General features: G+C 50.7%; 23 protein-coding genes and 5 pseudogenes. 18 read left to right on the forward strand and 10 right to left on the reverse strand.

Going from position 1 to position 22,721, the window contains the following annotated elements:
- Positions 1–2 precede the first annotated feature (2 nt).
- Entirely contained in the window at positions 3–1,817 is a 1,815-nt protein-coding gene (gene cysJ, locus ACD630_RS04740) for an NADPH-dependent assimilatory sulfite reductase flavoprotein subunit (protein ID WP_430358280.1), read from the reverse strand.
- A 255-nt stretch (positions 1,818–2,072) separates the two neighbouring features.
- Here cysJ and ACD630_RS04745 point away from each other — a divergent pair.
- Positions 2,073–2,990: pseudogene (locus ACD630_RS04745) on the forward strand (IS5 family transposase).
- Positions 2,991–3,180: 190 nt separating this feature from the next.
- Positions 3,181–3,543, forward strand: coding sequence for a 6-carboxytetrahydropterin synthase QueD (gene queD, locus ACD630_RS04750; RefSeq protein WP_430359896.1), 363 nt, complete (start codon positions 3,181–3,183; stop codon positions 3,541–3,543).
- A gap of 150 nt (positions 3,544–3,693) precedes the next feature.
- On the opposite strand, the gene ACD630_RS04755 is transcribed toward queD, so the two are convergent.
- From ACD630_RS04755 to ACD630_RS04765, 3 genes and pseudogenes are all read right to left on the reverse strand, one after another.
- Positions 3,694–3,840 carry a hypothetical protein gene (locus ACD630_RS04755; protein ID WP_430358281.1) on the reverse strand — a complete coding sequence of 49 codons (147 nt, stop codon included), beginning with the start codon at positions 3,838–3,840 and terminating at the stop codon, positions 3,694–3,696.
- Between the two features lie 32 nt (positions 3,841–3,872).
- A pseudogene (locus tag ACD630_RS04760) lies at positions 3,873–4,424 on the reverse strand (IS630 family transposase); the annotation flags it as partial.
- A 3-nt stretch (positions 4,425–4,427) separates the two neighbouring features.
- Positions 4,428–4,586, reverse strand: a complete 159-nt coding sequence (locus ACD630_RS04765) for an IS630 transposase-related protein (protein WP_430358282.1) — start codon at positions 4,584–4,586, stop codon at positions 4,428–4,430.
- A 51-nt stretch (positions 4,587–4,637) separates the two neighbouring features.
- Here ACD630_RS04765 and ACD630_RS04770 point away from each other — a divergent pair.
- Positions 4,638–5,123 (forward strand): annotated as a pseudogene (locus ACD630_RS04770) (inorganic diphosphatase); the annotation flags it as partial.
- Here the strand turns inward: ACD630_RS04770 and queE are convergent.
- Positions 5,124–5,795 (reverse strand): 7-carboxy-7-deazaguanine synthase QueE, encoded by a 672-nt coding sequence (gene queE, locus ACD630_RS04775; protein WP_430358283.1) that lies wholly within the window; start codon positions 5,793–5,795, stop codon positions 5,124–5,126.
- A 231-nt stretch (positions 5,796–6,026) separates the two neighbouring features.
- Between queE and ACD630_RS04780 the strand changes: the two genes are divergently transcribed.
- Positions 6,027–7,004: an MBL fold metallo-hydrolase gene (locus ACD630_RS04780; protein ID WP_430359897.1), complete on the forward strand. Its 978-nt coding sequence runs from the start codon at positions 6,027–6,029 to the stop codon at positions 7,002–7,004.
- A 56-nt stretch (positions 7,005–7,060) separates the two neighbouring features.
- On the opposite strand, the pseudogene ACD630_RS04785 reads toward ACD630_RS04780, so the two are convergent.
- Positions 7,061–7,540, reverse strand: a pseudogene (locus ACD630_RS04785) (glycoside hydrolase family 88 protein); the annotation flags it as partial.
- 77 nt (positions 7,541–7,617) lie between these two features.
- Between ACD630_RS04785 and ACD630_RS04790 the strand changes: the two are divergent.
- The 4 genes from ACD630_RS04790 to ACD630_RS04805 all read left to right on the forward strand — a co-directional run bounded on the left by ACD630_RS04790 (position 7,618) and on the right by ACD630_RS04805 (position 9,425).
- The gene (locus ACD630_RS04790; protein WP_430358284.1) at positions 7,618–8,325 is read left to right on the forward strand and encodes an IS630 family transposase; all 708 of its coding nucleotides are present in this window, start codon (positions 7,618–7,620) and stop codon (positions 8,323–8,325) included.
- Between the two features lie 102 nt (positions 8,326–8,427).
- The gene (locus ACD630_RS04795) at positions 8,428–8,622 is read left to right on the forward strand and encodes a transposase (protein ID WP_430358285.1); all 195 of its coding nucleotides are present in this window, start codon (positions 8,428–8,430) and stop codon (positions 8,620–8,622) included.
- On the forward strand, positions 8,547–8,792 hold the full coding sequence (locus ACD630_RS04800; protein WP_430358286.1) for a hypothetical protein: 246 nt from the start codon (positions 8,547–8,549) through the stop codon (positions 8,790–8,792). The genes ACD630_RS04795 and ACD630_RS04800 overlap by 76 nt, the downstream gene beginning before the upstream one ends.
- 54 nt (positions 8,793–8,846) lie before the next feature.
- Positions 8,847–9,425, forward strand: a complete 579-nt coding sequence (locus ACD630_RS04805; RefSeq protein ID WP_430358287.1) for a lipoprotein — start codon at positions 8,847–8,849, stop codon at positions 9,423–9,425.
- Between the two features lie 129 nt (positions 9,426–9,554).
- Here the strand turns inward: ACD630_RS04805 and ACD630_RS04810 are convergent, their stop codons facing one another.
- On the reverse strand, positions 9,555–9,680 hold the full coding sequence (locus tag ACD630_RS04810; protein ID WP_430358288.1) for a hypothetical protein: 126 nt from the start codon (positions 9,678–9,680) through the stop codon (positions 9,555–9,557).
- Between the two features lie 58 nt (positions 9,681–9,738).
- Between ACD630_RS04810 and bolA the strand changes: the two genes are divergently transcribed.
- From bolA to ppiD, 10 genes are all read left to right on the forward strand, one after another.
- Positions 9,739–10,050, forward strand: coding sequence for a transcriptional regulator BolA (bolA, locus tag ACD630_RS04815; protein WP_430359898.1), 312 nt, complete (start codon positions 9,739–9,741; stop codon positions 10,048–10,050).
- Between the two features lie 286 nt (positions 10,051–10,336).
- Positions 10,337–11,641: a trigger factor gene (gene tig / locus ACD630_RS04820; RefSeq protein ID WP_430358289.1), complete on the forward strand. Its 1,305-nt coding sequence runs from the start codon at positions 10,337–10,339 to the stop codon at positions 11,639–11,641.
- Positions 11,642–11,846: 205 nt separating this feature from the next.
- The gene (locus ACD630_RS04825; RefSeq protein ID WP_430358290.1) at positions 11,847–12,314 is read left to right on the forward strand and encodes an IS630 transposase-related protein; all 468 of its coding nucleotides are present in this window, start codon (positions 11,847–11,849) and stop codon (positions 12,312–12,314) included.
- On the forward strand, positions 12,197–12,667 hold the full coding sequence (locus ACD630_RS04830) for an IS630 family transposase (RefSeq protein WP_430359899.1): 471 nt from the start codon (positions 12,197–12,199) through the stop codon (positions 12,665–12,667). Before ACD630_RS04825 ends, ACD630_RS04830 begins: the two co-directional genes overlap by 118 nt.
- A complete protein-coding gene (locus ACD630_RS04835) occupies positions 12,592–12,798 on the forward strand; it encodes a hypothetical protein (RefSeq protein WP_430358291.1) in 207 nt (68 codons plus the stop codon). The genes ACD630_RS04830 and ACD630_RS04835 overlap by 76 nt, the downstream gene beginning before the upstream one ends.
- Positions 12,799–12,990: 192 nt before the next feature.
- On the forward strand, positions 12,991–13,614 hold the full coding sequence (clpP, locus tag ACD630_RS04840; RefSeq protein ID WP_430358292.1) for an ATP-dependent Clp endopeptidase proteolytic subunit ClpP: 624 nt from the start codon (positions 12,991–12,993) through the stop codon (positions 13,612–13,614).
- A gap of 113 nt (positions 13,615–13,727) precedes the next feature.
- Positions 13,728–15,002 carry an ATP-dependent protease ATP-binding subunit ClpX gene (gene clpX / locus ACD630_RS04845; RefSeq protein WP_430359900.1) on the forward strand — a complete coding sequence of 425 codons (1,275 nt, stop codon included), beginning with the start codon at positions 13,728–13,730 and terminating at the stop codon, positions 15,000–15,002.
- A gap of 212 nt (positions 15,003–15,214) precedes the next feature.
- Positions 15,215–17,623, forward strand: a complete 2,409-nt coding sequence (lon, locus tag ACD630_RS04850; RefSeq protein ID WP_430359901.1) for an endopeptidase La — start codon at positions 15,215–15,217, stop codon at positions 17,621–17,623.
- A gap of 197 nt (positions 17,624–17,820) precedes the next feature.
- A complete protein-coding gene (gene hupB, locus ACD630_RS04855; protein WP_430358293.1) occupies positions 17,821–18,093 on the forward strand; it encodes a nucleoid-associated protein HU-beta in 273 nt (90 codons plus the stop codon).
- Between the two features lie 286 nt (positions 18,094–18,379).
- On the forward strand, positions 18,380–20,266 hold the full coding sequence (ppiD, locus tag ACD630_RS04860; protein WP_430358294.1) for a peptidylprolyl isomerase: 1,887 nt from the start codon (positions 18,380–18,382) through the stop codon (positions 20,264–20,266).
- A 98-nt stretch (positions 20,267–20,364) separates the two neighbouring features.
- Here ppiD and ACD630_RS04865 read toward each other — a convergent pair.
- From ACD630_RS04865 to ACD630_RS04875, 3 genes and pseudogenes are all read right to left on the reverse strand, one after another.
- Positions 20,365–21,573, reverse strand: a pseudogene (locus tag ACD630_RS04865) (IS256 family transposase).
- Positions 21,574–21,613: 40 nt separating this feature from the next.
- Positions 21,614–22,057, reverse strand: coding sequence for a reverse transcriptase domain-containing protein (locus ACD630_RS04870; protein WP_430358295.1), 444 nt, complete (start codon positions 22,055–22,057; stop codon positions 21,614–21,616).
- Positions 22,029–22,451: a reverse transcriptase domain-containing protein gene (locus tag ACD630_RS04875; RefSeq protein WP_430358076.1), complete on the reverse strand. Its 423-nt coding sequence runs from the start codon at positions 22,449–22,451 to the stop codon at positions 22,029–22,031. Before ACD630_RS04875 ends, ACD630_RS04870 begins: the two co-directional genes overlap by 29 nt.
- Between the last annotated feature and the right edge of the window lie 270 nt (positions 22,452–22,721).

Genomic DNA, 22,721 nt, shown 5'->3' on the forward strand with positions numbered 1-22,721 from the left:
CGCTAGTACACATCGCGCTGATAACGGCGCTCAAGGCGCAGTTCACTTAAAAACTCATCGGCCTGTTTGGCATCCAGACCGCCGTGGGTAACGATGATGTCCAGCAGCGCCTGCTCCACATCTTTCGCCATACGGTTGGCATCGCCACACACGTAAAGATGTGCGCCATCCTGGATCCAGCGCCACACCTGTTCACCTTTCTCGCGCAGTTTGTCCTGCACATAGATCTTGTGTGCTTGATCGCGCGACCAGGCCAGATCGATATGCGTCAGCAGCCCGTCTTTCACATAGCGCTGCCATTCCACCTGATAGAGAAAATCTTCGGTAAAGTGCGGGTTGCCGAAAAACAGCCAGTTTTTGCCTTCGGCACCGTCCGCTTCGCGCTGTTGCATAAAGGCACGAAACGGGGCAATGCCAGTGCCAGGTCCGATCATGATGACGGACGTCGAGGGATCGGCAGGTAGGCGGAAGTGATCGTTATGTTCAATAACGACCTGAATCTCATCGTCTTCATTCAAACGATCCGCCAGATAACCTGACGCACCGCCCGTTCGCGCACGTCCCTCATAGTCGTAGCGCACCACACCAACGGTGATATGTACTTCGCTTTCGGCTTCAGCCTGGGAAGAGGCAATGGAATAGAGGCGCGGTGTCAACGGGCGTAACCAGCCAATCAGTTGCTCCGGCGTCAATTCCGTCGGTGCCTGACGCACCATATCCACCAGCGGCGTGCGCTGGGCGAACTGTTGCAGCGCTGGCTTTTCAGCCACCAACGCCAGTAACGCATCGTTGCGGGACAACGCGGCGTACTTCTCCACCAGAGGCGCCGTGTTTTGCGTTAGTTCGAAATGGCGTTGCAGCGCCTGTGACAAAGGCAATGTCTCTCCCGCCACGGTCACAAGCTCATCCCCTTTCAACCACAGCAATTCCAGTAACTCTTGTACCAGCGCCGGATCGTTTTGATACCACACCCCAAGCGCATCACCCGGCTGATAGCGCAGCCCGGAATCCCCGAGATCGATCTCGATATGGCGCACATCCTTATCGGACGCACGCCCCGTAATTTTCTGATTCACGGCGAAACTCGCCGTGTAAGGCGAGGTTTTACTGTACGGACTGCTAGAAATTTCATCCAGCGTTCCGCTGTCGCTCGCCTGAACCACCGCAGCACCTTGTGCCAGTATACGCGCCTGAAGGATATCAACAACCTGCCGACGCCACTGCTCAGCGGCCGTCTGATAGTCAACATCGGCGTCCACGCGATCGAGCAGGCGCTCTGCACCCAGCTCTGCCAATCGACCATCAACATCTTTACCGGCTTTACAGAAGAATTCGTAAGAGGTATCCCCCAATCCGAACACCGCAAACGACGTGGTTTTTAGCGCAGGAGCTTTTTTGGAAAACAGGAATTTATGCAGCGCCACGGCTTCTTCCGGCGGTTCCCCCTCCCCTTGCGTGGAGGTCACCACCAGCAACAGCGTTTCCTGCGCAATTTGCTTAAATTTATAATCGCCTGCATTCACCAGCGTGACCGCAAGCTTGGCAGCCAGCAAATCGTCACGCAGTTTTTCCGCCACGCGGCGGGCATTGCCCGTTTGCGATGCGGAGATAAGGGTAATGCTTTGGGCAGGCGCAGCGGCACTGACCGGGAGCGACGCGGCCGACACGGCACCGCTCTGAGCCCCATTGCCCTGCGCGACGCCCCAAAAATAGCCTGACAGCCAAGCCAGCTGCGCTGGAGAGAAATCCCCCGTGGCGCTCTGCAAACGCGCAAGCTGCTCGGCACTAAGCGGCAGCAACGAAACCGGAGTGGTCATCGTGATTTCAGTGTCCTTGTAAGTCGTGCCGCCATATAGCGATATTTATGCAATCTAAAGTTGTATGGAATATAAGGTTACCTATACAGCGCGCAACAATTAAAGACGCGATGGCAATATTTAATAACCAAAATGCCTAAATGGTTTTTCTGATAATCCTTAACGCTTAAAGCGTTATAGGGCTTTGTTGAATAAATAGAACTTTTGGGTAATCATCGGAGCAGATCAACACAGTTGTTTCAAAATCAGGTCTCCATGGCAAAACAAAATTTTAAAATCACAAACTGGCCCTCTTATAAGAAGGCCCTCAAGCAGCGCGCTTCTCTAACCGTATGGCTAGATGAATCAGCCATTGCTGCATGGACGGAAAAAAACACTACTGAACGGCGTGGACGACCGCTCCACTACTCAGATATGACCATCACCACAGTCCTGATGATGAAACGCGTGTTTGGCCTTTCATTGAGGGCTTTACAGGGCTTTGGTGACTCGATTTTTAAACTGATTAAATTGTCGCTCCATTGTCCAGACTATTCGCTGCTCAGCAAGCGAGCAAAGACAGTGAACATCAGCATAAAAACGCCAACCCGTGGTGAAATCTCACATCTGGTCATTGATGGAACCGGCCTGAAGGTCTTTGGCGAAGGCGAATGGAAAGTCCGGCAGCATGGTGCCGACAGACGCAGGGTATGGCGTAAGCTGCACCTGGCAGTAGACAGTGTGACGCATGAGATTATCTGTGCGGATTTGTCGCTCAGTGGTACGACCGATGCCCAAGCTCTACCGGCGCTGATAAACCAGACCCACCGGAAAATCAGAGAGGCATCGGCTGACGGCGCTTAGGATACAGTTTACTGCTATGATGCTCTGCTGAGGAAGAAAATAAGGCCGCTTATCCCGCCACGAAGGGGGGCGCAATATTGGCAAGATCGCTACCACGAGCGTAACCCCGCTGTTGCAAATCAGCGCATTAGCGGTAGTAACGATATCTGGAAAAAGAAAGTGGGCTATCACCGGCGCTCAGTGGCTGAAACGGCCATGTTCCGGTTCAAAAGGCTTCTGGGTGGTCATCTAAGTCTGAGAGACTACGATGGTCAGGTGGGTGAAGCCATGGTCAAAGCGCTTAACCTGATCACGCTATTAGGAATGCCGAACAGTATTCGCATCACGTAACAATCGACCCGTATGGGGCGCAGTCGTTACAAGTTCTGATTTATTCAACAAAGCCGCGTTATAGGTCTCCTGATTAGATGAACACCCTATCAATCAGATTATTCGTCAACCAAACGTGCTTCAAGGACGACTTTCCGGTAGTATGGGACGGCTTTTGTTTACGCTCGGTTATCCCTTCAGGAACGTTGTTATGGTCACTACCCTATTTAAAGATTTTCAGTTTGAAGCCGCCCACCACTTGCCGCACGTGCCGGAAGGGCACAAATGTGGCCGTTTGCACGGACATTCCTTTATGGTGAGACTGGAAATCACCGGTGAAGTCGACCCGCATACCGGTTGGGTGATGGATTTCGCAGACTTGAAAGCAGTATTCAATCCGGTTTGGCAGCAGTTGGATCACCACTACCTCAATGAACTCCCCGGCTTGGAAAACCCCACCAGCGAAGTGCTGGCGCACTGGATCTGGCAGCAGTTAAAACCCACGCTGCCTCTGCTGAGCGCCGTGATGGTGAAAGAAACCTGCACGGCGGGCTGCGTTTATCGCGGGGAATAACGCCACCGCGTTGATTTCATCTTTCCGTCACACGCTTTTTTTATGGTAAAGGCTCTCCATGTATAACAAGAGGCTTTACCATGTTCTTTTCCTTGCGCAAATTAACGACTCTGGCCGCTTTCTTCGCGCTGTCCGTATCTGCCGCGCCCATTAATATCCTCGATTTCCCTCAGCCGAAAAATGCACCCGATGAAATCTATAGCCAAGCGACTTAATTTTGATTACACCATATGGACTGAGAACAAAATCTCTGTATCGCAACCACTCTCTCTTTTTTTGCTTTTTGCTTGTGCCCATTTATGCTCAATGGGGTTAAGATCTGGCGAATATGTAGGCAAATACTCCACCATATACCCTGCATCGATGATGACTTGTTGAATATTATGTTTTTTGTGAAAAGTTGCATTGTCCATCACGATTACCCTGTTTTTAGGGAGTACTGGGATAAGGACTTGTGTGACCCAGGAATAGAAAACATCGCTGTTAATATTGATATCAAATAATCCGATAGCAAACAGCGTTGTGCCTAATAACGCGCCGATAACATTTGTTCTTCCCTTGGCTCCCCCGTTCTTCAGGCCAAAACACCGTTGACCTTTTGGGGAATAGCCGTGAGTCCGTGGGGTATCGTGTGGAAAACCACTTTCATCAATAAAAACAATAGGTTTGCCTTCTTTTTCATACTGTTGTATTTTTTGTTGAAATGCTTGCCGGGCGCTTTCGTCGGCTTTCGGATGACGTAGAGTTTTTTTATAGGTCAATCCCAGCTTTTTAAGAGCTTGCCAAATGGCCTTCTGACAAACGCCAAAACGCTCTGCACGTTCTTTTTGGTAAGCATCTGGATATGGTTCAACATCTTTTATCAACTCGGATTTATCGATCTTTCACTGACGCGTGCTCGATGCTTTTGACGCTATTTGATTAATCCAACGCGATACAGAGGCAGGGCCAATCCGAAATTGCTTCGCTGTTTCTCGGATACTCAACCCTTCTTCTTCCCGTGTAGATATCACTTTACGTCTAAAATCAATTGAATAGCTCATTTGAATAATGTAATCAAAATTAAGTTGTTTAGCTATATGCGGTGACTGAATGCGGTGACTGAAATTCCCGCAGGCAGCAATGTCAAGTACGAAACAGATGCCGATACCGGCTTCATTATTGCTGACCGTTTCCAATCTATGCCAGTGGTATATCCTGCAAACTACGGTTCACTGACGCAATCATTGGGCGGAGATAACGACCCACTGGATGTGATTTTCTACACTCGTACACTGTTGCATCTAGGAACACTCATCAAACTGCGCCCGATTGGCATCCTTAAAATGGTGGATGCCGGTGAGCAGGATGACAAAATTATCGCGGTGCCAACCAGCAAAATTGACCCGACCTACGATAACGTCAAATCGTTTAGCGATCTGCCACCGATTGAGCAACAGCGTTTGGAGGCCTTTTTCCGCGTCTACAAACAGTTACCGGAAGGGCGTAAAGTCGTCGAGTTAAAAGGAACGGAAGATGCCGCTGCCGCCAAGGCAATTATTACGGCAGCGCATGAAAAATATCGCGCGACGCATAAATAATCATTCGATATTCAGATACTTGTGCGTCTGCATCGACAGACGCCAGTTACGCGCGATACAGGTTTCGATACAGAGTTTGGTCGCCGCGTCTTTCTGGCTGATGGGCTGTAGGGCGATAATCCGCGCTTTGTCATCGTGTAAACGCGCCAGCAGAGCATCCAGCGCCTCAATGTCTTTCTCTCTCGCCACAGGATGCTTGATTTCATCAGCGCGCACTAATGCCCGGTCGAGCACCACCATGCCGCCGCGCATATTCACTTTGGGTGAGACCGTGACCCAGGTTTGCGGCGAACAGCGCACATCATGGGTGCCGCTGGTTTCTATCTGGCAGCGATAGCCGTTTTGCTCGAGATAGTCGGTCAGTGGCGTCAAATCATGGATACAAGGCTCTCCCCCCGTGATAACGATATGCCGGGCGCTATACCCCTCTTGCTGGATGCGCACCAGAATCGCTTCCGGGCTGGCCGGTGCCCAAGCATCGCTCTCCTGCGTCTTTACCAGAATATTCTCCAGTGTGGTTTCACGCTCAGCAAACTTATCCCAAGTGTGTTTGGTATCGCACCAACTGCAACCTACCGGACACCTTTGCAAACGTACAAAAATCGCCGGAACACCGGTAAAAAAACCTTCACCTTGCAGGGTTTGAAACATTTCATTTATTGGGTACAGCATAACATCCTATCACTTAACTATCGGGTGCCAGCACGGGCAGGCTGGTAAACCGTCATTATCGCAGATTGCCTGTGGTGCGCCAAACCCCACATCGCGTGACCGCACCAGATAGCCGTTGTATTATAACGCTACGATAGGGGGTGATAACATTTGAGGAATGTTGCAGTTCGGTTAATAATCAAGGGGATTGCCCATTTCTTTTTCACGGTGTTTACGACAAGGAACGATACGATGAAACCTTTGAAAGCGGCGTGCCTGATAGCGATGACAGCCTTCGGCCTCCCCGATGTCGCCGTGGCTGAAGCCACGACGCAAGTCAAAACCCAACCCGGCCAGTATCGGCAGTTGTTGGGACAATATGAAATTACCGCGCTTTCAGATGGCACCAACGCCATGCCGATGGACAAACTGCTTACGCGCACCGATCCCAACACCATTCGCCAGTTGCTGGCAGAGAAATCCTTATCCCCCACGGTTGAAACTTCCATCAATGCGTTTCTGATCAACACAGGTAAAAATCTGGTGTTGATTGATACCGGCAACGGCACGCAGGCCAACAGCAACGTCGGAAAAGTACAGAAAAACCTATTGGCGGCGGGCTATCGTCCCGAACAGGTCGATACTATCCTGATGACCCACCTGCATGGCGACCATTTTGGCGGTCTTGTGCAAAACGGCAAGCTATCCTACCCGAATGCGACCGTTTACGTTTCGCAAAAAGAGTATGATTTCTGGTTAGATCCGCAGCATCTGGCGCAAGCCGCCCCTGAACACAAGCCCGCTTTCCAGCGGGTTCAGGACGTCTTTAAGATCCTGGCGGCAGCAAATAAAGTGAAAACCTTCAGCGGGGATGCACCACTGCTGCCTAGCATTACGCCGGTGTTTGCACTAGGCCATACGCCGGGGCATACCGCCTATAGCATCGTCAGTGACGGCAATAAATTGCTGGCATGGGGCGATATCGTGCACGCCGAAGCAGTGCAAATGCCGATACCGGAAACCACCATCAGCTTCGATTCAGATATGGATCAGGCGACCAAAACCCGCGAAGCCCTGTTTGCCCAGGCAGCCAGTGAAGGCTATCTGGTGGCGGGCGCGCACCTGCCGTTCCCGGGCATCGGCCATGTAAATACCCGTGTGGAACGCAACGGCACCACCAATGGTTATCGCTGGATCCCGGTGAATTACAGCCTGAACGGACTGAAATAACGCCAAACCCCGCGAAGCAACGTAGTGCTTTCGCGGGGCAATCTTCGGTTTATCGCTTACAAATAGACGCGCAGATACTCAGACAGGCACAGGATTGCCATCGTCTGACCGTAAGGCATGGAGGTCAGCGGGATCTGGCGGTAGTAGTCCAGATCGCGGCCCATCGCCGTACCAAACGACACATTGACCAGCTCACCTTGCGGATTGATATAGCAAAACGACTTAAAAATGATTACAGCCAATGCCCTGATATGTGGCAAAAAATACAGCTAATTGTTATCAAAATAATGTCGCCTGGCTATATTGGCAATCACGCCGCGAATCGCTTTTTCCGCCATCTCGGCATAGCGCTTATCCACATAGCGTTTGCGCACCGCTTTCAGAATACCATAGGCAAATCCGGCGGTGGCGGAGCTTTCCACGTAAGAGTTGGCGTCATCCAGCAGCGTATGCCACAGACCACTGTCATCCTGATACTGCGCCAGCGCTTCAATCTGGCTTTCCAGCACCTGCAACAGGAAGCGGGGCGTTGCATTTCCTAACAGCAAAGAGAACACATCCTGCAGGCCGCTGTAATATAGCTAAAAAACTTAATTTTGATTACATTATTTAAATGAGCTATTCAATTGATTTTAGACGTAAAGTGATATCTACACGGGAAGAAGAAGGGTTGAGTATCCGAGAAACAGCGAAGCAATTTCGGATTGGCCCTGCCTCTGTATCGCGTTGGATTAATCAAATAGCGTCAAAAGCATCGACCACGCCTCAGCGAAAGAGCGATAAATCCGAGTTGATAAAAGATGTTGAACCATATCCAGATGCTTACCAAAAAGAACGTGCAGAGCGTTTTGGCGTTTGTCAGAAGGCCATTTGGCAAGCTCTTAAAAAGCTGGGATTGACCTATAAAAAAACTCTACGTCATCCGAAAGCCGACGAAAGCGCCCGGCAAGCATTTCAACAAAAAATACAACAGTATGAAAAAGAAGGTAAACCTATTGTTTTTATTGATGAAAGTGGTTTTTCACACGATACCCCACGGACTCACGGCTATTCCCCAAAAGGTCAACGCTGTTTTGGCCTGAAAAACTGGGGAGCCAAAGGAAGAACAAATGTTATCGGCGCGTTATTAGGCACAACGCTGTTTGCTATCGGATTATTTGATATCAATATTAACAGCGATGTTTTCTATTCCTGGGTCACACAAGTCCTTATCCCAGTATTCCCTAAAAACAGGGTAATCGTGATGGACAATGTAACTTTTCACAAAAAACATAATATTCAACAAGTCATCATCGATGCAGGGTATATGGGGCTTTGTTGAATAATAGTGAGTCATGCTGTTTTGCCAAGCCAGTTTTGGTAGAAAATGCTTGTCACCTCAGGTTTACAGTTTTCTTATGAAGCCTAACTGCATGATTTTGCGTTGCGAGGATCTGTCGTTTCACCGGGGGTGCAGCATAAAATATGTTTATTCAACAAAGCCGGTATTATGGTGGAGTATTTGCCTACATATTCGCCAGATCTTAACCCCATTGAGCATAAATGGGCACAAGCAAAAAGCAAAAAAGGAGAGAGTGGTTGCGATACAGAGATTTTGTTCTCAGTCCATATGGTGTAATCAAAATTAAGTCGCTTGGCTATATATTCCACTGGCAGCAAAATGAGGTGAACACACTATCTGTCAATCCGGCGATCGCGATATCTCACCGCATCGCGCCGAAAAAAATGGCCATTTCCAGAGTATTTCCCCTGAATTCGTCCTTTCACCCGCTGCCGGCAATGGTATGATAACGGGAATTTCTTACCAGCGAACCACCCTAATCATTACTGAGAAAATGCACAATGTTAAAAAAACTGTTTTTTCCCGTATTGGCCGTGCTGATGCTCGCCGGATGCGCCAATCAAAGCAATACGCTTGATGTCTCTCCTAAAATTAACGTGCCAGCGCAAGACCCAACCCTGATGGGCGTCACTGTCAGCATCAACGGGGCCGATCAGCGTGCCGATCAGGCATTAGCCAAAATCAACCGCAACGGGCAACTGATCGTGCTGACGCCTTCACGCGACCTGCGTTTCCTGTTGCAAGAAGCGCTGGAAAAACAGATCTCCGCACGCGGTTACATGATCGAAACCGGTGGCCCGGTTGCGCTGCAAATCGTGGTAAACCAACTGTATGCTGACGTTTCAGAAGGCAACCTGCGTCATAATATCGCTGCACGCGCGGATATTTCGATCATCTCTCAGGCTGCCAACGGCAACAAGCAGGTCAAAAATTACCGCTCAACCTATAACGTTCAGGGCGCGTTGACCGCGACCAACGAAAAAATCACCAACGCTGTTAATACGGTATTGGGCGATGTCATCAATGACATGGCACAAGACACCACTGTCAGCAGCTTCATTAAGGCTAACGCCCGATAATTCCCACGCTGTTTTCCTCTATCCTGTTCTGTGGGATAGAGGAAAGGATCTACCATGCTACATCGCTTTTTTACCCTTTTTCGTCAGCCGTATTCACTGTCGCTGTTGCTACTGGGTTTTGCGTCCGGGCTACCGCTGGCGCTGACCTCTGGTACGTTGCAGGCCTAGATGACGGTCGCTATAGCCAAGCGACATTATTTTGATAACAATTAGCTGTATTTTTTTGCTACATATCAGGGCATTGGCTGTAATCATTTTTAAGTCGGTTGGCTATACTGTCTGGCAAGATAAACAAGCAATAAAGGACGACGTCATGCATGCCACCATTGAGGCAAAATTGCGCGCAGCTTTTGCCCCCACGCATCTGGATGTGATCAATGAAAGCCATCAACATCGCGTGCCTGCGGGTTCGCAAAGCCATTTTAAGGTGGTATTGGTGAGTGAAACCTTTACCGGACAGCGCACCATTGGCCGTCATCGCGCGGTTTATGCCACGCTAGCGACGGAATTGGAAAATGGCCTGCACGCGTTGGCGCTGCATACTTACACGCCGCAAGAGTGGTCCGATGCGCTGGGCCAGGCCCCGAAATCACCTGCCTGTGGCGGTGCTGGCATTGACGCCTGATTGATGCCAACGACGCATAAAAAGAGATGCATAAGAGGTGACCGACATCAAAGCGCGCTTATCTTGTCATAATAGTCTGCGCACTTTTCTCGACTCACTCCCTCTATGCCGCTATAATGCCGCGTCTTATTTTCCGGAAATGTCATCGGGACGCTTCTGACGACAAGGAACAGGCTTCAGATACCAGCTGTTGCTGTCGCGGTTCTGTGGGGTTATGTCCAAACCGACACCCATGCGTATATGGTTTTGGAGCTGACCGAGCACTGTGATTTTTTGAGGTAACAAGATGCAAGTTTCAGTTGAAACCACCCAAGGCCTTGGTCGCCGCGTAACAATTACCGTCACTGCTGATAGCATTGAAGAAGCGGTAAAAAAAGAGCTGGTTAACGTTGCTAAAAAAGCGCGCGTTGACGGTTTTCGTAAAGGCAAAGTGCCGATGAACGTTATCGCTCAGCGTTATGGCGCTTCCGTGCGTCAAGACGTGTTGGGCGATCTGATGCAGCGTCATTTCGTTGACGCCATCATTAAAGAAAAAATCAATCCCGTTGGTGCACCGAACTATGTGCCGGGCGAATACAAGCTGAATGCCGATTTCACCTACGCGGTAGAGTTTGAAGTCTATCCGGAAGTAGAGCTGAAAGGCTTGGACACCATCGAAGTTGAAAAACCGCTGGTTGATGTGGTTGATGCTGACGTTGATGCCATGCTGGAAACGCTGCGTAAGCAACAAGCCATCTGGAAAGATACCGATGCTGCCGCTGGTGCAGAAGATCGCGTAACCGTGGACTTTACCGGCACTATCGACGGCGAAGTGTTCGATGGCGGTAAAGCGTCTGATTTCGTTCTGGCTATGGGCCAGGGCCGCATGATCCCAGGCTTTGAAGAAGGTCTGGTGGGTCACAAAGCCTGTGAAGAGTTCACTATCGACGTGACCTTCCCAGAAGACTACCACGCTGAAAACCTGAAAGGGAAAGCAGGGCAGTTCGCTATCGTCCTGAAGAAAGTGGAAGAGCGTGAACTGCCGGAACTGACCGCAGAATTCATCGCACGTTTCGGCGTGGCGGATGGTTCTGTTGAAGGTCTGCGGGCTGAAGTGCGTAAAAACATGGAGCGTGAGCTGAAAGGTGCAGTGCGTAACCGTATCAAGTCTCAGGTGATCGACGGTCTGGTGAAAGCCAATGATATCGACGTTCCTGCTGCGCTGATCGACGGCAAAATTGACGTTCTGCGTCAACAAGCGGCACAACGCTTTGGTGGCAACGCCAAGCAAGCGGCTGAACTGCCGCGTGAACTGTTTGAAGAGCAAGCTAAACGTCACGTTGTCGTGGGTCTGCTGCTGGGCGAAGTGATCAGCATCAACGAACTGAAAGCGGACGATGATCGCGTTAACGCGCTGATCGAAGAGATGGCTTCTGCCTACGAAGATCCGCAGGAAGTGGTTGCTTACTACAGCAAAAACAAAGAGCTGATGAACAACATGCGCAACGTTGCTTTGGAAGAGCAAGCGGTTGAAGTGGTGTTGTCTAAGGCGAAAGTGGTCGAGAAAGCCGTCAGCTTCAACGATCTGATGAACCAGCCTGCTACGGCGTAATTCGCTGTCTGGCTTCGGTCGGTTATCTTTGCTAAAAAAAGCCCGCGCCTCTGGCGTGGGCTTTTTGTTATCACTGATTTACGTTTGAAAAGAGCTATCGCCACGGATGTGCCAGATTGCACTATGATAAAACTGTGTGGTGGTGGCATTGAAACGTTTCGCGAGTGATATAGCTAAACGACTTAATTTTGATTACATTATTTAAATGAGCTATTCAATTGATTTTAGACGTAAAGTGATATCTACACGGGAAGAAGAAGGGTTGAGTATCCGAGAAACAGCGAAGCAATTTCGGATTGGCCCTGCCTCTGTATCGCGTTGGATTAATCAAATAGCGTCAAAAGCATCGACCACGCGTCAGCGAAAGATCGATAAATCCGAGTTGATAAAAGATGTTGAACCATATTCAGATGCTTACCAAAAAGAACGTGCAGAGCGTTTTGGCGTTTGTCAGAAGGCCATTTGGCAAGCTCTTAAAAAGCTGGGATTGACCTATAAAAAACTCTACGTCATCCGAAAGCCGACGAAAGCGCCCGGCAAGCATTTCAACAAAAAATACAACAGTATGAAAAAGAAGGTAAACCTATTGTTTTTATTGATGAAAGTGGTTTTCCACACGATACCCCACGGACTCACGGCTATTCCCCAAAAGGTCAACGGTGTTTTGGCCTGAAGAACGGGGGAGCCAAGGGAAGAACAAATGTTATCGGCGCTTTATTAGGCACAACGCTGTTTGCTATCGGATTATTTGATATCAATATTAACAGCGATGTTTTCTATTCCTGGGTCACACAAATCCTTATCCCAGTACTCCCTAAAAACAGGGTAATCGTGATGGACAATGCAACTTTTCACAAAAAACATAATATTCAACAAGTCATCATCGATGCAGGGTATATGCTGGAGTATTTGCCTACATATTCGCCAGATCTTAACCCCATTGAGCATAAATGGGCACAAGCAAAAAGCAAAAAAAGAGAGAGTGGTTGCGATACAGAGATTTTGTTCTCAGTCCATATGGTGTGATCAAAATTAAGTCGCTTGGCTATAAAATCCGTATTGTTTCTTGTGCGCGCGACATATTATTTTCTATGCAAAACGCGGTTTGCTATGCAAAGCATTGTAAACGCAGTGGGCACGATAACCCTTTAATCTAAAATAAAGGATAGTGTAAGCTTGAAATAGCGCGCAATGCCCCAACTAGAAGAAACAGAGGCGCGTGGTCATGGATTTTGGCGAGTCGGTGTCGTTCTTAAGGGGGACGTCGGGGTGACCGTGATAGTCAACCGTCGTTATCTCAAGTAGAATCTGATACATGGCACCAAAAGCATTTTATCAAGGAGAGGTGAATGTTATACAGTGGCGAACAAGAAAAATTAGCACCCCAAATGGCTTTGGTGCCGATGGTGGTAGAACAGACTTCGCGCGGGGAACGTTCTTACGATATTTTTTCCCGACTGCTTAAAGAACGCATCATCTTCCTGACGGGTCAGGTGGAAGATCACATTGCCAACCTGATCGTTGCTCAGATGCTTTTCCTGGAAGCTGAAAACCCGGAAAAAGATATTTATCTGTACATCAACTCTCCGGGTGGTGTAATCACCGCAGGGATGTCGATTTACGACACCATGAAATTCATTAAACCGGATGTCAGCACCATCTGTATGGGACAAGCCTGCTCTATGGGGGCTTTCCTGCTCACTGCCGGTGCCAAGGGCAAGCGTTTCTGCCTGCCGAATTCGCGCGTGATGATTCACCAGCCGCTGGGAGGATTCCAGGGGCAGGCAACGGATATCGAAATCCATGCGCGTGAAATACTGAAAGTGAAGCAACGTATGAATGAGCTGATGGCGGAACATACGGGCAAACCTCTCGAAGTGATAGAGAGTGACACTGAGCGTGACCGTTTCCTCTCTGCCCATGAAGCAGTAGAGTATGGATTGGTTGACGCCGTGATGACACACCGCGAATAACGCCGCCGGCCATAGCGTACCTGTGGTTCACGAATGCGCGCTTGCGCGTGATTCAGGTTGAAGTGATATCGCTGTTGGGCCTGCGGGCAAGAGATAAAAGAAGAGGTTTACTGATGACAGACAAGCGCAAAGACGGTTCAGGGAAGTTGCTGTACTGTTCTTTCTGCGGCAAAAGCCAGCATGAGGTCCGTAAGCTGATTGCCGGGCCGTCAGTGTATATCTGCGATGAATGTGTCGATCTGTGCAATGACATCATTCGCGAAGAGATCAAGGAAGTGGCTCCGCATCGTGAACGCAGTGCGTTACCCCCGCCCCATGAAATTCGCCGTCACCTAGATGATTATGTGATTGGTCAGGAGCAGGCGAAAAAGGTTCTGGCGGTTGCGGTTTACAATCACTACAAGCGCTTGCGTAATGGCGATAGCAGCAACGGCATCGAACTGGGCAAGAGTAACATTCTGCTGATTGGCCCGACAGGAAGCGGTAAAACCCTGTTGGCTGAAACACTGGCCCGTTTCCTGGATGTGCCTTTCACCATGGCGGATGCCACCACGCTGACCGAAGCAGGTTACGTGGGCGAAGATGTGGAAAACATCATCCAGAAGCTGCTGCAAAAATGCGATTACGACGTACGGAAAGCCCAGCGCGGCATTGTGTACATCGACGAAATTGACAAGATTTCACGTAAGTCCGATAACCCCTCCATCACCCGAGACGTGTCGGGCGAAGGGGTGCAGCAGGCTCTGCTGAAACTGATTGAAGGCACCATCGCTGCGGTACCGCCGCAAGGTGGGCGCAAGCACCCGCAACAGGAGTTTTTGCAGGTTGATACCTCCAAGATCCTGTTTATCTGCGGTGGGGCATTTGCTGGTCTGGATAAAGTCATCGAGCAGCGTGTTGATACTGGTCGCGGTATTGGTTTTGCCGCAACGGTGAAGGGTACGGCACAAAAGGCTACCGAAGGCGAATTGCTGGGCCAGGTAGAACCGGGAGATTTGATCAAGTTCGGTCTGATCCCTGAATTTATTGGCCGTTTACCGGTGGTTGCGACGCTGAGAGAACTGAGTGAAGATGCGCTGATCCAGATCCTGCGTGAACCGAAAAATGCGCTGACCAAACAGTATCAAGCGCTGTTCAATCTTGAAGGGGTTGAGCTGGAATTCCGTGAAGAAGCGTTGACGGCGATTGCCAAGAAAGCCATGGCGCGCAAAACTGGTGCACGCGGTTTGCGCTCCATTGTTGAAGCGGCGCTGTTGGACACCATGTACGACCTGCCCTCCATGGAGAGCGTCGATAAGGTGGTGATTGATGAGTCGGTGATTACCGGTCAATCTGAGCCCATGCTGATCTACGGCAAACCTGAAGCGCAGCAAGCCTCTGGCGAATAAATCGTCAATTGCACGCCTGACAAACGTACCTAAAGGGTCGTTGTCACCAGTCTGAAATGGGAGATTTTATCTCCCATTTTTTTCGCATGTTCTGGTCGTTGAATGTCGGACATTTATCCCCATATACTCCAATACTTGTTGGCGAAACCCGTGACATCCGCGTTTCACGAGATTCCTTTAACCTGGCGGAAACGAAACTAAGAGAGAGCTCTATGAACCCTGAGCGTTCCGAACGCATTGAAATCCCCGCATTGCCGTTGCGCGATGTGGTGGTTTATCCGCACATGGTCATTCCGTTGTTTGTTGGCCGGGAAAAATCGATTCGTTGCCTTGAAGCCGCGATGGATCACGATAAAAAGATCATGTTGGTGGCACAAAAAGAGGCTTCAACGGATGAACCCAGTATTAACGATCTTTTCTCGGTAGGAACGGTCGCCTCCATTCTGCAAATGCTGAAACTGCCGGACGGCACGGTCAAAGTGCTGGTCGAAGGGTTGCAGCGTGCGCGTATCACCACGCTGTCTGACGGTGGTGAACATTTTGCTGCCCAGGCGGAATATCTCTCGTCACCAGCAATTGAAGAGCGTGAGCAGGAAGTCCTGATGCGCACGGCGGTCAATCAGTTCGAGGGATACATAAAACTGAACAAGAAAATCCCGCCGGAAGTGTTGACCTCGCTGAACAGCATTGAAGATGCAGCACGTCTGGCGGATACCATTGCCGCTCATATGCCGCTGAAACTGGCTGACAAACAGTCCGTGCTGGAAATGTATGATATTACGGAACGCCTCGAATATCTGATGGCGATGATGGAATCGGAAATCGACCTGTTGCAGGTGGAAAAACGTATTCGCAGTCGCGTGAAAAAGCAGATGGAGAAAAGCCAGCGCGAGTATTACCTCAACGAGCAGATGAAAGCGATTCAGAAAGAGCTCGGTGAGATGGACGACGCGCCGGATGAACATGAAGCGCTGAAACGCAAGATTGAAGCGGCCAAAATGCCGAAAGAAGCGCGGGAAAAAGCCGAAGCAGAACTGCAAAAACTGAAGATGATGTCACCGATGTCCGCTGAGGCGACAGTGGTGCGCAGTTACATCGACTGGATGGTTCAGGTGCCGTGGAATGCGCGCAGCAAGGTGAAAAAAGACTTGGTCAAAGCGCAGGAAACCCTGGATACCGACCACTACGGTCTGGATCGCGTCAAAGAGCGTATTCTTGAATATCTCGCGGTACAAAGTCGTGTCAGCAAAATCAAAGGGCCGATTCTTTGCCTGGTCGGGCCGCCGGGGGTGGGGAAAACCTCACTGGGGCACTCCATTGCCAAGGCAACGGGGCGTGAGTACGTGCGTATGGCGCTCGGCGGCGTACGTGATGAAGCAGAAATTCGCGGTCACCGTCGTACTTACATCGGCTCACTGCCGGGCAAACTGATCCAGAAGATGGCCAAGGTTGGGGTAAAAAACCCGCTGTTCCTGTTGGATGAGATCGACAAGATGTCCTCTGACATGCGTGGCGATCCAGCGTCGGCACTGCTTGAGGTATTGGATCCCGAGCAGAACCTCACCTTCAACGACCACTATCTGGAAGTGGATTACGATCTGTCCGATGTGATGTTTGTTGCGACCTCTAACTCGATGAACATTCCTGCGCCGTTGCTGGACCGTATGGAAGTGATTCGCCTGTCTGGCTACACCGAGGATGAGAAGCTTAATATTGCCAAGCGCCATTTGCTGCCGAAGCAAATTGAACGCAACGCACTGAAGAAAGGTGAGTTGACCGTTGATGACAGTGCTATCTCCGGGATCATCCGTTACTACACGCGTGAAGCTGGCGTGCGCAGTCTGGAGCGTGAAATCTCCAAATTGTGCCGTAAAGCGGTAAAAACGCTGCTGATGGATAAAACCGTTAAGCATATTGAGATTACGGGCGATAACCTTAAAGATTTCCTTGGCGTTCAGCGCTTTGACTACGGCCGTGCGGATGAAGAAAACCGCGTTGGGCAGGCCACTGGGTTGGCCTGGACGGAAGTTGGCGGTGATTTGCTGACCATTGAAACCGCGTGCGTGCCGGGCAAAGGGAAATTAACCTACACCGGTTCACTCGGGGAAGTGATGCAGGAGTCTATCCAGGCGGCGCTCACCGTGGTGCGTGCTCGTGCTGAACGACTGGGTATCAATGCCGATTTCCATGAAAAACGTGATATCCACGTGCATGTGCCGGAAGGGGCAACGCCCAAAGATGGCCCAAGCGCCGGGATCGCCATGTGTACTGCGCTGGTTTCCTGCCTGACGGGTAACCCGGTGCGTGCCGATGTCGCGATGACCGGGGAAATCACGCTGCGGGGCTTAGTATTGCCGATCGGGGGCTTGAAAGAGAAACTGTTGGCAGCCCATCGCGGTGGCATTAAGATGGTATTGATTCCTGACGAAAACAAACGCGATTTGGAAGAGATTCCGGCTAATGTGATTGCGGACCTAGAGATTCACCCGGTCAAACGTATCGAGGAAGTGCTTGCGTTAGCGTTACAAAACCCGCCAGACGGTATGCAACCGGAGCCTGTCAAGGCCAAGCAAGCACCTGCCAAGGCGAAAGCGGTGCCCGCCAAGGCCGCGAAAGAGTGACCTATCACAAAAAAACCTTGAGAAAAATCACGCTGACAGCAGAAATGGCGCTTGCCAGCGTTTTTTTGTACCGCTAAGTTATGGCATTGTTAGTCTTAGCCAGTACGCTGTGCTAAGGTTTGACAGGATTGAAAAAAGCTACGTGTCGCGTTTTGGGATATTCAGCGTGACAACAGGATTTCAGAGGGGATGAGAGAGTGAACAAGTCACAATTGATCGACAAAATTGCCGCAGATGCTGATGTTTCCAAAGCGGCAGCAGGGCGTGTGTTAGATGCAATTATTGGTTCTGTTACCGATTCTCTGAAAGCAGGGGATGACGTTGCACTGGTAGGATTTGGAACGTTCTCCGTGCGTGAGCGTGCAGCTCGCACTGGGCGCAATCCGCAAACGGGCAAGGAAATCAGCATTCCAGCAGCAAAAGTACCGGGCTTCCGTGCCGGTAAATCGCTGAAAGACGCCGTTAACTGATTATCTCGTCACAGGTTTGTGCTGTAATCCGAGTGCGTTACCAAACATTACCTGACGCCACGGTGTCGGTAAGGTAAGGGGCGCATCATTTTATGATGTGCCTTTTTTATGACGGGCGAACACTGCCCATCACCCTGAGGGGCGTCGCGTTGCGGCGTAACGTCTTTCCCGCTCTCCTCTCTGGCAGTTCATGTTCTGGCTTACGGTTTGCCAGACGCGCAGGGAAGCGTGGTTTTAGCCAACGCAGGGCGTGTTATCCATACTACCAGCGGAGTGTTGTCACATTATGATGGACAATTTACGCGCGGCCGCTAATAACGTCGTGCTGAAAATTATTCTGGGCTTGATCGTCGCCTCCTTCGTATTGACGGGCGTGGGTGATTACCTTATCGGCGGCTCTAAAGATTACGCCGCCAAAGTCAACGGGCAGGAAATCGGTCGCGCGCAGTTTGAACAAGCGGTGCAAAACGAGCGTAGCCGCATGCAGGAACAGTTGGGAGAAAACTTTTCCGTGCTGGCAGGCAATGACGGCTATATGCAGCAGGTGCGTCAACAGGTGCTCTCGCAGCTGATCGATGAGGCGCTGATTGACCAATACGCCCGTAAGCTTGGACTTAACATCAGCGATGCACAGATCAAACAGGCCATATTCGCTGTTCCCGCGTTCCAGACCAACAACCAGTTTGATAACGAAAAGTACCTGGATCAGGTACGTCGTTTTGGTCTAACACCGGATCGCTACGCGGAGTTGCTGCGTAAGCAACTGGTCACACAGCAATTGATTCAGGGGTTGGGCGCGACGCAATTCTCGCTGCCAAAAGAGATCGACAGTCTGGTGACGCAGGCCGCTCAGGATCGTGTGGTGAGAACGGCAACGATTGACGTGGCGGCGATTGCCAAAACGCTGAACGTGACGGATGAAGAGGTTAAGGGCTATTACGACAGCAACAAAGGCCGTTTTATCGATCCGGAAGCCTTCAAAGTCAGCTATCTGCTGCTGGATGCCGCACGCGTTATGGACAGTGTGAAAATCACTGATGCTGATATCGCGGCGTTTTACGAGAAGAATAAGCAAGAGTTTACCCAACCTGAGCGCAAGCGCTTTAGCGTGATTCAGCTCAAAACCGAGGCGGACGCTCGTGCCATGTTGGATGAACTGAAAAACGGTGCCGATTTTGCCGCGCTGGCAAAAGAAAAATCGCAGGATGTGGTATCGCGCCGTAACGGTGGCAATCTGGGCTGGATGGATGCCAATGCCACGGTCGATGAATTGCAGCAGGCAAATCTGACCGAAAAAGGCCAACTCTCCGAGCCGGTAAAATCCTCTGTGGGTTATCTGATTGTACGTCTGGATGACATTCAGGCCGCGCAGGTTAAACCGTTGAGCGTGGTGCGTGATGACATTGCTGTCAGAGCAAAACGTGAAAAAGCGCTGGATGAATTCTTTGCCCTGCAACGTAAAATCAGCGAAGCGGCAAGCAACGACAATGAGTCATTAGCATCAGCCGAAGAGGTGGCGGGCCAAAAAACCCCTGAGACGGCCTGGTTTAGCCACGATCAAGTGCCTGCTGAGCTGAACTTCCCGCAGGTGACGCAGGCTATTTTCGGTGGCACCCTGTTAGGCGATAACGGTGCTCCGGGCAGCAATTCCGATGTGATCGGTGTCGATGGCGATCGTGCGATCGTGCTGCGTATCACCGATCACCGTGCAGAAACGCCGCGCCCTCTGGATCAGGTACGTGACGAGATTGTACAGGTGCTGAAAGTGCAGAAAGCGCAGCAGCAGGCTAACCTACAGGCTGAAAAAATCTTGGTTGACTTGAAACAAGGTAAAGATGACTCGCTGAAAGCGGCCAATCTCAGCTTTGGCGCACCAGAGACGCTCTCCTCAGTTTCTCAGGGCAATGTATTGGCAGAAAGCGTGTTTGCCCTGCCTGTGCCGCAACAGGACAAAGTAAGCTACGGTGTTGCACACGATCAGGCGGGCAATGTGGTGCTGGTTGCGCTGGATAGCGTGAAATCACACGCCATCACTGATGAGCAGAAAGCACAGTTTACCAGCCAAGTTGAGCAGAGTGCGGTAACAACGCTGTTTGATTCTTTGGTTTCCAGCTTGCGCACCGAAGCGACCATCAAATTAGGTGCCGCCGCTCAGGAGCAGCAACCTCAATAAGCTATGCATTAATTTGTAATCCCTTGTAATAGGGATAGGAGCCGATCTCACGATCAGCTTCCTCGAGCCTGTTTAAGATTTTGTGTAAATGCCTTTCCTCAGAAGTGACCGTCAAGGCGGTCACCTAACTCGATAATAAAGCGACTCATTGCCATACGCCAGTCCTGTAAGGGCATCGTCCATTTCTGTGATGCCGCTTGGATTGCCAGCCATACGACCTTCTTCACCGAGTCATCAGTCGGGAACACCTTGCGTTTCTTGATTGCATGCCGGAGCACGCTGTTCAGTGATTCTATAGCGTTCGTCGTGTAGATTACCTTGCGAAGTTCCTGCGGGTACGAGAAGAATGTCGACAGGTTGGCCCAGTTTGACTGCCAGCTCCGGCTTATCTGCGAATAGCGGTGATCCCATGTCCCACCGAACGTCTCCAGCGCCTGAAGCGCGGCCTCTTCGGCTGGAGCCTGATACACTGCTTTGAGGTCGCGTGTTAACGCCTTATAGTCCTTCCAGGCAACGAAGCGCAGACTGTTGCGCACCATGTGCACGATGCACAACTGGATGCGGGCTTCCGGGTAGACCGTGTTGATGGCATCCGTGAACCCTTTCAGGCCGTCCACACAGGCAATGAGGATGTCGGTCAGGCCATGGTTTTTCAGTTCTGTCAGCACGTTCAGCCAGAACTTTGCGCCTTCATTTTCGGCCAGCCACATCCCCAGTAGCTCTTTCTGGCCTTCGATATTGATACCCAGCGCCAGGAACACAGACTTATTGATAACGCGGCTGTCCTGCCGGACTTTCAGAACGATACAGTCAAGGTAAACAATGGGATAAACCGCATCCAGGGGGCGATTTTGCCATTCAACAACCTGCTCCATAACGGCATCGGTGACCTTCGATACCAGGGCGGGTGAGACATCCGCGTCATACAGTTATTTGAACGCAGCGGCAATTTCGCGGGTGGTCATCCCTTTGGTATACAACGATAAAATCTGGTTATCCATCCCGGAGATCCGGGTCTGGTTCTTCTTCACCAGTTGCGGTTCAAAGGAACCATCACGATCACGTGCTGTACGCAGTTACAGCGGACCATCTCCGGTGGTAACAGTCTTTGTAGAGTAGCCATTGTGCGTGTTAGTTCCAGATTTGGACTGGGGCTTCTCATGCCCGAGGTGATGGGTCATTTCAGCATTAAGGGCAGCTTCAACGTAGATCTTTTTCAGCAGGCGATCAAACTGGTTGAGAGCGTCAGGGGTTTTGAGATTTTTGGCCAGCTCGTTAGCCAGAACCTGTAACTGTTTTTCGTCCATAAAGTAACCTGCTTTTGATGTTGGATTGAACATATCAAAATCAGGCAATTACACAATCTCGTGTACAGGCTCGCTTCCTCCCATACCACCGTACATACGGATCCGTATACGGCGGTTCAGTTATATTATAGCCAACAGACTTAAAAATGATTACAGCCAATGCCCTGATATGTGGCAAAAAAATACAGCTATAATGTCGCTTGGCTATATTGCTGTCGTCTGCGTAGCGGACGTGCTTCAGGCCGCGCTTTTCAAGCTCGCGATCCAGTTCATCCAGCAACACATTCGACAACAGGGGCGACAACGGACCACCCTGCGGTGTGCCTTCCATCTGTGGGCTGACCAGCCCTGCCTGCATGATTACAGCATTCAGGAAGGCCCGGATAAGCTTTAACACCCGCTTATCCGTTATCCGCTTTGCCACCCGGCTCATCAGTACATCGTGGTTTACCCGGTCAAAGAATTTTTCGAGGTCGATGTCCAACCACCCAGTGGTGGCCTTCTTCCACGTATTTCTTTGCTCGCTTCACCGCATGATGCGCTGACCTGCCAACGCTGAACCCATAGCTGCTTTCACTGAAGGTCGGATCCCACTGGCTTTGCAGCACCTGCATCACTGCCTGCTGGATGAACCTGTCCATTACCGTCGGGATTCCCAGTTGTCGAGTTCCTCCCTCGGGTTTCGGTATGTCCACCCTACGGACGGGCTGAGGTTTGTATCTGCCAGCCAGCAGGTTACTCCGCAGTTCCGGCCACTGGCGTTTCAGATGGTCGGGGAGTTCGCTCACGCTTATTCCGTCCACACCCGGCGCGCCTTTGTTGGCTTTTACTCTTTTCAGCGCCTGCTTCAGATTTTCTTGGTTGAGGATAACCTCCATGAGACTATCCCCGGACGACGGGCTTTCCCGCTCCGGTTGTGTCTGGACGGTTTCAGCCCCTGATGGGGCAGGAGTCGGTGCTTCACCCCTTCTGCTCTCATCGGGGTCGCATTGCGTTTTCTGCTGCATGACCGTTCAGAACCTCCGGCGATACTCGCCACTCATCACTGTTCGGGCCTTCAGGTTTCCCCTACTATGCCCTCTGCTGACTTCTGCATAGTGATCAGCGCACCTCACGATGAGCTCAGTCCTGAATGCAGGACGCTATGC

Source organism: Symbiopectobacterium sp. RP (genome assembly GCF_050472005.1).
Lineage (GTDB): Bacteria > Pseudomonadota > Gammaproteobacteria > Enterobacterales > Enterobacteriaceae > Symbiopectobacterium.

Coding starts and splice junctions, on each gene's coding strand:
- cysJ (WP_430358280.1), bottom strand. CDS start 1,817: ATGACCACTCCGGTTTCGTTGCTGCCGCTTAGTGCCGAGCAGCTTGCG.
- queD (WP_430359896.1), top strand. CDS start 3,181: ATGGTCACTACCCTATTTAAAGATTTTCAGTTTGAAGCCGCCCACCAC.
- ACD630_RS04755 (WP_430358281.1), bottom strand. CDS start 3,840: ATGGGCACAAGCAAAAAGCAAAAAAAGAGAGAGTGGTTGCGATACAGA.
- ACD630_RS04765 (WP_430358282.1), bottom strand. CDS start 4,586: ATGAGCTATTCAATTGATTTTAGACGTAAAGTGATATCTACACGGGAA.
- queE (WP_430358283.1), bottom strand. CDS start 5,795: ATGCTGTACCCAATAAATGAAATGTTTCAAACCCTGCAAGGTGAAGGT.
- ACD630_RS04780 (WP_430359897.1), top strand. CDS start 6,027: ATGAAACCTTTGAAAGCGGCGTGCCTGATAGCGATGACAGCCTTCGGC.
- ACD630_RS04790 (WP_430358284.1), top strand. CDS start 7,618: ATGAGCTATTCAATTGATTTTAGACGTAAAGTGATATCTACACGGGAA.
- ACD630_RS04800 (WP_430358286.1), top strand. CDS start 8,547: ATGGGCACAAGCAAAAAGCAAAAAAGGAGAGAGTGGTTGCGATACAGA.
- ACD630_RS04805 (WP_430358287.1), top strand. CDS start 8,847: ATGTTAAAAAAACTGTTTTTTCCCGTATTGGCCGTGCTGATGCTCGCC.
- ACD630_RS04810 (WP_430358288.1), bottom strand. CDS start 9,680: ATGATTACAGCCAATGCCCTGATATGTAGCAAAAAAATACAGCTAATT.
- bolA (WP_430359898.1), top strand. CDS start 9,739: ATGCATGCCACCATTGAGGCAAAATTGCGCGCAGCTTTTGCCCCCACG.
- tig (WP_430358289.1), top strand. CDS start 10,337: ATGCAAGTTTCAGTTGAAACCACCCAAGGCCTTGGTCGCCGCGTAACA.
- ACD630_RS04825 (WP_430358290.1), top strand. CDS start 11,847: ATGAGCTATTCAATTGATTTTAGACGTAAAGTGATATCTACACGGGAA.
- ACD630_RS04835 (WP_430358291.1), top strand. CDS start 12,592: ATGGGCACAAGCAAAAAGCAAAAAAAGAGAGAGTGGTTGCGATACAGA.
- clpP (WP_430358292.1), top strand. CDS start 12,991: ATGTTATACAGTGGCGAACAAGAAAAATTAGCACCCCAAATGGCTTTG.
- clpX (WP_430359900.1), top strand. CDS start 13,728: ATGACAGACAAGCGCAAAGACGGTTCAGGGAAGTTGCTGTACTGTTCT.
- lon (WP_430359901.1), top strand. CDS start 15,215: ATGAACCCTGAGCGTTCCGAACGCATTGAAATCCCCGCATTGCCGTTG.
- ppiD (WP_430358294.1), top strand. CDS start 18,380: ATGATGGACAATTTACGCGCGGCCGCTAATAACGTCGTGCTGAAAATT.
- ACD630_RS04875 (WP_430358076.1), bottom strand. CDS start 22,451: ATGGAGGTTATCCTCAACCAAGAAAATCTGAAGCAGGCGCTGAAAAGA.